An 8,615-nucleotide genomic window follows, 5' to 3' on the forward strand; every position below is an offset into this window, starting at 1 on the left:
AAATTGAAATCTAAATAGTACGATGACAGAACAACTCAAACTTAAATTGAATGATTCCAAGGCTACCCGTTGGGGAGCATTGGTGATTGTTGCCTTCACGATGATGGCAGCTTATTATGTAAATGACGTGGTAGCACCGTTGAAGACAATGTTGGAAACGGACTTGGCTTGGTCCAGTACCGATTTCGGATTCTTTACCGGTGGTTATAGTTTCCTGAATGTTTTTTTCCTGATGTTGATTTGGGGAGGATTAATCCTCGACCGTTTTGGCATCCGTTTCACCGGAAAGCTGGCAACTATCCTGATGGTAGGTGGTACAGCACTTGAATACTACGCAATGACGGGACTTGCTGGTGCTGATGCGACTTTATTCGGAATCAATGAGATATTTGGCTATAAAACCGGTGTGTTCGTTGCTTTTGCCGGTTATTCCATTTTTGGGGTCGGAGCTGAGGTTGCCGGTATTACAGTTTCCAAAATCATAGCCAAGTGGTTTAAGGGGAAAGAGCTTGCCACGGCTATGGGCGTACAAGTTGCTTTGGCGCGTATCGGTTCGCAGGCCGGTTATGCCGTAGCCATTCCTCTGGCCCGTGCTTTCGGTATTTCCACACCGGTGTTGTTGGGCTTGGTGCTGCTGTTGGGCGGTATGGTTGCTTTCTTCATCTTTGCAGTGATGGACAAGAAGCTGGACAGACAGATGGAAGTTGCTGCCATTGCTGCCGGTGCGGAAGATGAGGAAGAGAAGTTCTCCTTTAAGGATGTGAAGAATATTCTGGCCAATCCCGGTTTCTGGCTGATAGCATTGCTGTGCGTATTGTTCTATTCTTGTGTATTCCCATTCCAGAAGTTTGCTTCCGAGTTGATGATTATCAAATACGGTATCAATGAGAATGTGGCCGGTACATTTGCCGGACTTCCGGCACTGGGGGCGCTGATTCTGACTCCGGTCTTTGGTGGTTTCATTGACAAACGGGGCAAGTCCGCATCTATCATGCTGCTGGGTTCGGCCATGCTGATATGTGTGCATTTCATTTATGCTATTCCCGATATAAACTATTGGTTGGTAGCTATTGTGCTGATGATAATTTTGGGTATTGCCTTCTCGCTGGTACCTTCTGCCATGTGGCCGGCTGTGGCCAAGATATTCCCGGTAAGCCAGCTGGGTACGGCGTACGCATTGATTTTCTTTATCCAGAACATCGGTCTTTGGGGTATTCCTACATTGATTGGATGGGTGCTTGATGCCTATTGTATATCCGGTAAGAAACCTGATGGAACGAATATGTATGACTATATGGTTCCGATGTGTATTTTTACCGGCATTGCCTGTTTGTCCCTTGTAGTGGCCCTATTGCTGAAGAAGGCGGACAAGAAGTATGGTTACAAGCTGGAAGAACCTAATATTCAGAAATAATAGGAAAAGCGGATATTGTATGATGGAAATACCCGAGGGAAAAGTAAGTCTGTTGGACGCTGTTCCGGTTCGCTGCGGACATATAACAACCGAATGGGAAGGCGAGTACAGCGTACTCGCCTATCCACGGTTTAAATACGAATGGATGCGTCGTTTGTTATTGCCGAAGGGGATGTCTCCTGACATCCGTGTGAGGCTTGAAGAACACGGTACAGCCGTCTGGAATCTGATAGACGGACAGCGTACCGTGCGCGAAATCATCTCTTTGCTTGCCGGGCACTTTGGGGAGGGAGAGAATTATATTCCCCGGGTCACCACCTACGTAATGCAGTTGCGTAAGGATGGATTTATCCAGTTGACAATTCGGGATTAGAATCCCTTTATTCCCTATCCACTTTTATCAATCCTCCCGTTGCCGTATCAAATAGGACTTTGATGGTCGAATTCTTGTTGAATAGCACCGGTGCGAGATATTCTATGCTGCCGAATTGGGTAATGGGAAGTTGGTCATCAAACAATTTCTTATTGTTATATACTAATGTAACCTGCGCCTTTCCCGGAAGGTTATAGGCCACACCGTCCACTTTCTTTTTGCCTTCCTCGGCTGCAGGCACATCGGGACTTTTGAGGTCGGTGACGCTGATATAATACGGTTCACCGGCAAGGTCATTATTGGCTACCACTCCCAGCTTTTTGGAGAAGCGGAAAGCCACTTCATCTTTCATCTCTTTAGGCGTCAGCCGGATGGTGAATGTCTTAGGGGTTTTCTTTGTTTTGCCCGAGAACATTTCTGTCATAGCCGTTTCCTGTTGGTTCAGATTGTCGAGCATCAGCTTGAGCTGGGCGCCATCCTTGGGCATATTGTCTGCTTCGCCACGCAGGAGGGCGTTCTTGCTTTCACGGATGCTATAAATTTCCTTGGCCACCAGCTCGGCCATCTTGGCACTGGAGTTGGACATCAGTATTTCTTCTGTCAGAAAACTGCGTGGGTCAATGTTGCTTTCGGTGTTTTTGGTTTCAGGCATCTTGGCAGTCGGCTTGCCACTGAACGGAATATTGATGGAGCGTACAATCCCGTCTTCAGTAAGCTCCATAAGGGGTGCCACGGTCTTGTCTTTCATTTTGACGAAATAGACGTTGTCCTTATCCGGTACACCGGCTATACGGGTTTCTATCTTATCCAGTGTCCAGAACTCTTCCGGTTCGGCAGATACGTTGTTGAGACGCAGATAGCGGTCGGCATATCTGCAAAATTCTCCGGGAGTGTAGGTGTGCTTGGTGGCTTGCAATACGATTTCTATTTCTGTTTTGGGCAACATATAGGTTATCCCGTAGTCTTTGCCACGCATCACGCCGGCGGTTACGTCTGTTTGTGCTATGGCAGTGGTAGACAAGAACAGAGCTGAGAGCATCAATATATTCTTCTTCATAATGTACATTCGTTTAGACGGATTTAGCTGAGGGACAAAGTTAATGAAGTTATCTTTGCTAAATATTGCTTTATAAATTATTAACAGAGCTGACGAACTGTATGCAAACCGGCATGTCGACCACAATGTCTTGATGGGTGTCTTCCAAGAGTCCGGTAACTTCGTTTCGTTTATATACTTGAATGACATTACTGTCACGGCAGGCGGCAAGCAAGTATTTGCCATTGGGCGTAATGTTGAAGTTACGGGGATGGATGCCGGTTGGCTGATACCCCACCTTTGCCAGAGTCCCGTTTTCGGGGTTCACGGCAAAGATGGCGATGCCGTCCTCTTTCAGCCGGTTGCTGGCATAGAGGTATTTCCCGTCCGGACTGAGGTGGATGTCTGCGCTTCCGCGGGCAGCTACGGTGTCGGCTGTAATGGTCTGTATTTGTTTCAGGCGGCCGTCATTGTAGCTGAAGGCAATGACTTTGCCGGACAATTCGGTGATGAGATAGGCAAATTTTCCGTCGGGACTGAATGTCAGGTGGCGCGGACCGGAATCCGCCTCAATGTCAACGGCTTCCAGGGAAGTCTGAGGAATAGGATTGTTGGGGTGCACGACGAACCGCAGGATGCGGTCGGCGCTGAAATCGGTGGCGAATATATACTTTCTGTCCGGTGAAAAGACAGTGCAATGGATGTGGGGAGTTGCTTGCCGTATGGTGTCGGGCCCGGTGGCCTCGCCTTGAAAGAGGGTGTCTGCAGGGGCCAAAGTACCGTCTTTCTGTAAAGGAAAGACGGACATGGTTCCCCCGCTGTAGTTGGCTGTCAACACTTCCCGGCCATTGGTGGCCACGTAGCAGGGGTCGGCGCCGAGGGTGGGGACGGTGTTCAGCAGGCGCAGTTCTCCCGTTTCTTTGTCGAAGGAAAAGGAACTGAGGGCTGCTGTACTGTTGTTCATTTCACTGACGGCATAGACAAATTTGCCATTTTCCGAGGGGACGAGGTAGGAGGGATTGGGCAATGCCGCTGAACTGAGCGGAACTGCCGTTCCCGTCTCTTGGTTGAAGCGGAAAGTATAGATACCTTTGCTTGAACCATTGGTATAAGTACCCACCAGCATGGCGAGTTCGTCTTGGTTACTGTGAGCGTTCTTTGGAGAAGAGCCACATGCAGTCAGACCTAATCCGAGCATACAGAAAAGAAGTGTTTTCATTATTTTTAGCACATTAAAATTTTACTTCCGCCACACCGACGCGGTCATCGTTCAGCACGATGCGGAGGTCGCTGGCAGTAGTTCCTTTGAACGGATAGGAAATCAGCTTGCCGTATTCGCCGACGGTACCCGAGTATACGGTAAGGAACTGTCCGCCACCGCCCGAGAGCTGGATTTCGAAAGTTGCCGGCAGGTTGTTGTCGCGTGTAAAGGCTATGGCGACTTTGTCTGCCTTGACTCCGTTCTTCAAGGCAAAGGTAATATAATCTCCTTTATTTCCTTGCCATACGGTATTGATTTTTCCATCAAGCACGTTTTCGGCATCCTCCTGGTTGGTGCTGGCGCTCACACGCTTTGCCGGTTTTTGGGCTTCGACGGCTTTGGCTCGCGTCTGATAATCTTCTACGGTCAGCGTCCCGTTCAGCCGGATGTCTTCGGACGAGGCACCTGCCATGAGTACGAAGTCACCCGGTTCCACTATCCATTTCATGTCGGCATCCGGAAGCTCCAGGTGTTTGCGGTCGATGGTAAATGACAGTTCCTTCGTCTCGTCCGGTTCCAGATGGACACGCTCGAAGCCTGCAAGGTTCTTTTCGTAGGTGATGATGCTGCTCACTACGTCTCTGATATAGAGTTGCACCACTTCGTCTCCGGCACGTTTTCCGGTATTGGTCACTTTCAGACGGACGGTGGCCGATTCGTTCGGGGTGATGACTTTGGGGCTGATGTCGAGGTCGGAGTATTTAAATGTAGTGTAGCTCAAGCCGTATCCGAAGGGGTAGAGCGCTCTGTTGATACGCGACATGTTACCGTCGGGGCCCGGATTCTTGCCGCCATCTATCTGTGAAGAAGGCTTGCAGGGGAAGTTGAAGGGAATCTGGCCTACGGTCTTGGGGAATGTCACAGTCAGCTTTCCGCCGGGATTGTAGTCGCCGAAGAGGATGTCTGCAAGGGCTGTTCCGCCTTTGGAGCCGGGATACCAGGCCTCGAGAATGGCTGGGACGAACCTGTCTGCCCAGTTGACGGACAGCGGGCGTCCGTTGATGAGTATCAGTACGACGGGCTTACCCGTGGCTTGTATGGCTTGGAGCAGTTGCAGTTGGCGGCCGGGCAGGTCGAGGCTGCTACGCGACTTGTTCTCGCCGCAGGTGCGTTGTCCTCCACCTAAGACCACTACGGCAACATCGGCCTGACGGGCGTTTTCCACCGCTTTGTCTATTTCGCTCTGTTCTTCTTCGGTCAGCGGGTAGTCTATGATTTCGCTTTCGGGCCAGTGGGCGTCTACCAGGTCACAGCCTTTGGCGTAGAGCACTTCTGCCTTGCCTTTCGTTTTCTCTTGAATGCCTTCCAGTACGGTAGTAACGTCCACGGCAAGGGGGCCGTAATGGGTCAGCGCGTAGCCTTCTTCATTGGCGTTGGGACCACATACGGCAATCTTCCTGATGGAGTTGATGTCCAAAGGCAGCAGTCCACCGGCATTCTTCAGCAGAACGACGGACTCGCGGGATGCCTGCAAGGCGATGGTTTCGTTTTCTTCTTTTTCCACTTCACGGTCGGCACCGGCAAGGTCTGTCTGATAGGGAGCATCGAACAGGCCGACGAGGAACTTTACCCGGAGGATATCGCGCACACGGTCGTCGATGACTTCTTCACTCAGCCCGCCTTCTTTTACCAGTTCGCGGAGGGGAAGGACGAAGGAGTCGGGAGAACGGAATGTACAGCGTACGTTCAGTCCGGCCTCCACGCTTTGACGGACGGCCTCTTTCATGTCTTTGGCGGTGCCGTGCTTGGTGTAGAGGTATTCTACGGCATCACTGTCGGATACTACATAGCCGCGGAAGCCCATTTCACCGCGCAGGCGGGTGGTGAGCCAGTAGTAACTGCCTTGAATGGGAATGCCGTCGTAGTCGTTGTACGAACTCATTACGCCCAGCAGTCCGGCTTCCCGGATGACCCGCCTGAAGGGATAGATATGTATGTTTTCCACTTCTCGCGGTGACATTTGCGGGTCGACGCGCGCCATGCCTTCGCGGGCACCTTTGTTGTTGCTGTAGGCGGCGAAGTGCTTGCCGGTGGCGGCCACTTGATGGTTGTGCTGCAGGCCTCGCACCATTGCGATACCCAGTTCGGCTACAAGGTAGGGGGATTCGCCGTATACTTCTTCGTAACGTCCCCAGCGCTGGTCGCGTCCTACGTCGAGGATGGGGGCGTAGACGTTGGTGTAGCCCAGCATGCGCGCTTCGCGCCCGGTGATGAGTCCTACTTGGCGAATCAGTTCGCGGTTCCAGGTGTGTCCCAATCCCAATTGGGTGGGGAAGTTGGTGGCACGGTAACTCTCCACGCCACGTATGCCTTCGTTGGTAAAGTCTACGGGGATACCGAGACGGGTATCTTCTACAAAGAAACGCTGCACCTCGTTCAGTGCCCAGGCATGGCGCGATGCGGGCCAGACATTTTCGTTGTCCGAAGGCGGCAGTCCCCATTGCTGGAAGCCGTTCAGATGTTCGTCGATGGCGCCGATGCCGTCTTTCCACAGCATTTGTTTCCATTCGGGGGTGGGAAGGTCGTCTTTCAGTACACGTTTGTATCCATAAAGAGTGACCATCTGGCAGGTCTTCTCGTCCAGTGTCATCTGCTGCAAGAGGTTTTCTATGCGGGCGTCGAGCGGAGCGGCCGGGTCTTCGTACACATCCTTTACCCCATTCTTGTTGAAGTCTATCCAGCCTTTGTGGTACATCTCGCTTTTTGTCGGTTTGTACGTGGCCGGTGTTTCAGGCCTTTTCTGTGCCGATACCAAAGTACCGCTGCTTAGCAACAAGGTAGCTACAATAAGTTTTCTCATGGCAATTTATGCAATTTTATCTTTGACGCAAAGATAGGAAAATTGTATGGCAGACAGTGGCGGAAATCGTTCATATTTAGTTCCAATATCTTCCAGAGGATAGGTTTTGGAGGAAGAGGTGCTGCCTGCATGAGGCTGCCGGGACGGGTATGGTTGGTAAGGCCGTTTCAGCCTGCTTGCAAGGCCCTTTCAGTTCCTTGGCAAGGATGTCTGAAGTAGGGGATAAGGTTTATCTTTAGATTGAAGATGTATGTCTTTAGGTTGAAGATATATATCTTGTGACTGAAGATTTATATATTCAGCCTGAAGATAAAGTCTGTCATAGGGGTTGGACATCCTTATGATAGGGGGCGGATGCTTTTATTATACGACTCGGACGCTCTTATTATATGTCCCAGTCATTCTGGGGAAGTGCTTGTGTCATTTTGTTTTATAGTGTCTGTAGAATAAGAAAACGGTGAGGCTGTAGAAGGATGGCGGAGATACAAATGGAGTGAACTCTAGTGGGCACTTTAAATTGAACATCGTTCTTTGAAATCTTTGATAATCGCATAGTTATGTATTCTTTTGGAGCGTGACGATTTGAATTGAAAAGTTGTTTTAGCTTTGCCCAAAAGCTCAAGACAATGAATCAAGGCAAATATATCTTCGCTCAACTTACAGATTTTCTTCCCCGTCGTGTCTTCGACCGCTTGGTAGAGAAGTATTCCGGGAATAAGAAAATCAGAACATTCACCTGTTGGAGTCAGATGCTGTGCATGATCCTTGGACAACTGACCGCCCGAGACAGTATGCGTGACCTTATGCTCAGCCTCGAGGCACACAAGAACAAGTACTATCACTTGGGATTCGGTGCAACAGTTAGCCGTACCAATCTGGGGAAAGCAAACCGGAATAGAGATTATCGTATCTACGAAGAATTTGCTTATACCCTGATTGCGGAAGCCCGTAATAGCTACAACAAAAATGACTTCGAGGTGAAAGTTGACGGTAATGTTTATGCCTTTGATTCCTCCACCATAGACCTTTGTCTGAATGTTTTTTGGTGGGCGGAATTTAGGAAACACAAAGGAGGCATCAAACTTCATACCTTGTATGATGTAAAGACTTCCATACCGACAGTCGTACTGGTAACCAATGCTAAAGTACATGACGTAAACATGCTGGATGAGTTGAGTTATGAAAAGGGAAGTTTCTATATCATGGATAAAGGATATGTTGACTTCACCCGTTTGCATAAGCTTCACGCTAGTGGTGCTTACTTCGTTACACGTGCAAAGGATAATATGAGATTCCGCAGGATGTATTCCCGTGAAGTCGATAAAACAACCGGAATAAAATGTGACCAGATTGGAATGCTTGAAACGTATAAATCGCTCAAAGCATATCCGGACAAACTCCGGCGGGTTAAATACTACGATGAAGAACTGGACAGAGAATTTGTGTTCATCACCAACAACATGGAACTCTCAGCAGAGGAAATAGCTTTGCTATACAAGAACCGTTGGCAGGTGGAACTATTTTTCAAATGGATAAAACAACACCTGAAAGTAAAATCTTTTTGGGGCACCACGATGAATGCTGTCAAGACACAAGTGTACTGTGCCATCATAACATACTGTCTGGTTGCCATTGTCGCTTACAAATTGAAAGTCAACCGTCCAATCTACGAAATTCTACAAATTTAGAGCTTTTCTCTACTGGATAAAACACCTGTAAGAGAGATACTTA

6 protein-coding genes are annotated in these 8,615 nt (G+C 49.3%); 3 read left to right on the forward strand and 3 right to left on the reverse strand.

The annotated features are described in order from the left end of the window. Positions 1 to 22 precede the first annotated feature (22 nt). Together HU824_RS07100 and HU824_RS07105 are read left to right on the forward strand one after the other, a co-directional pair. Positions 23 to 1,414, forward strand: a complete 1,392-nt coding sequence (locus tag HU824_RS07100; protein WP_176468475.1) for an MFS transporter — start codon at positions 23 to 25, stop codon at positions 1,412 to 1,414. 19 nt (positions 1,415 to 1,433) lie between these two features. Continuing rightward, entirely contained in the window at positions 1,434 to 1,787 is a 354-nt protein-coding gene (locus HU824_RS07105; protein WP_176468476.1) for a PqqD family protein, read from the forward strand. A gap of 7 nt (positions 1,788 to 1,794) precedes the next feature. Here HU824_RS07105 and HU824_RS07110 read toward each other — a convergent pair whose 3' ends face one another. From HU824_RS07110 to HU824_RS07120, 3 genes are all read right to left on the reverse strand, one after another. Then, positions 1,795 to 2,844: a DUF4831 family protein gene (locus HU824_RS07110; RefSeq protein ID WP_176468477.1), complete on the reverse strand. Its 1,050-nt coding sequence runs from the start codon at positions 2,842 to 2,844 to the stop codon at positions 1,795 to 1,797. Positions 2,845 to 2,914: 70 nt separating this feature from the next. Then, complete coding sequence (locus HU824_RS07115) at positions 2,915 to 4,042, reverse strand: lactonase family protein (RefSeq protein ID WP_176468478.1); 1,128 nt, start codon at positions 4,040 to 4,042, stop codon at positions 2,915 to 2,917. A gap of 13 nt (positions 4,043 to 4,055) precedes the next feature. Then, on the reverse strand, positions 4,056 to 6,884 hold the full coding sequence (locus tag HU824_RS07120; protein ID WP_176468479.1) for a beta-glucosidase: 2,829 nt from the start codon (positions 6,882 to 6,884) through the stop codon (positions 4,056 to 4,058). Between the two features lie 626 nt (positions 6,885 to 7,510). On the opposite strand from HU824_RS07120, the gene HU824_RS07125 reads away from it, so the two are divergent. Beyond that, positions 7,511 to 8,572 carry an IS4 family transposase gene (locus HU824_RS07125; RefSeq protein WP_176468480.1) on the forward strand — a complete coding sequence of 354 codons (1,062 nt, stop codon included), beginning with the start codon at positions 7,511 to 7,513 and terminating at the stop codon, positions 8,570 to 8,572. The last annotated feature ends 43 nt before the right edge of the window (positions 8,573 to 8,615 follow it).

Source organism: Bacteroides sp. L10-4, from assembly GCF_013373675.1.
Classification (GTDB): Bacteria; Bacteroidota; Bacteroidia; order Bacteroidales; family Bacteroidaceae; genus Bacteroides; species Bacteroides muris.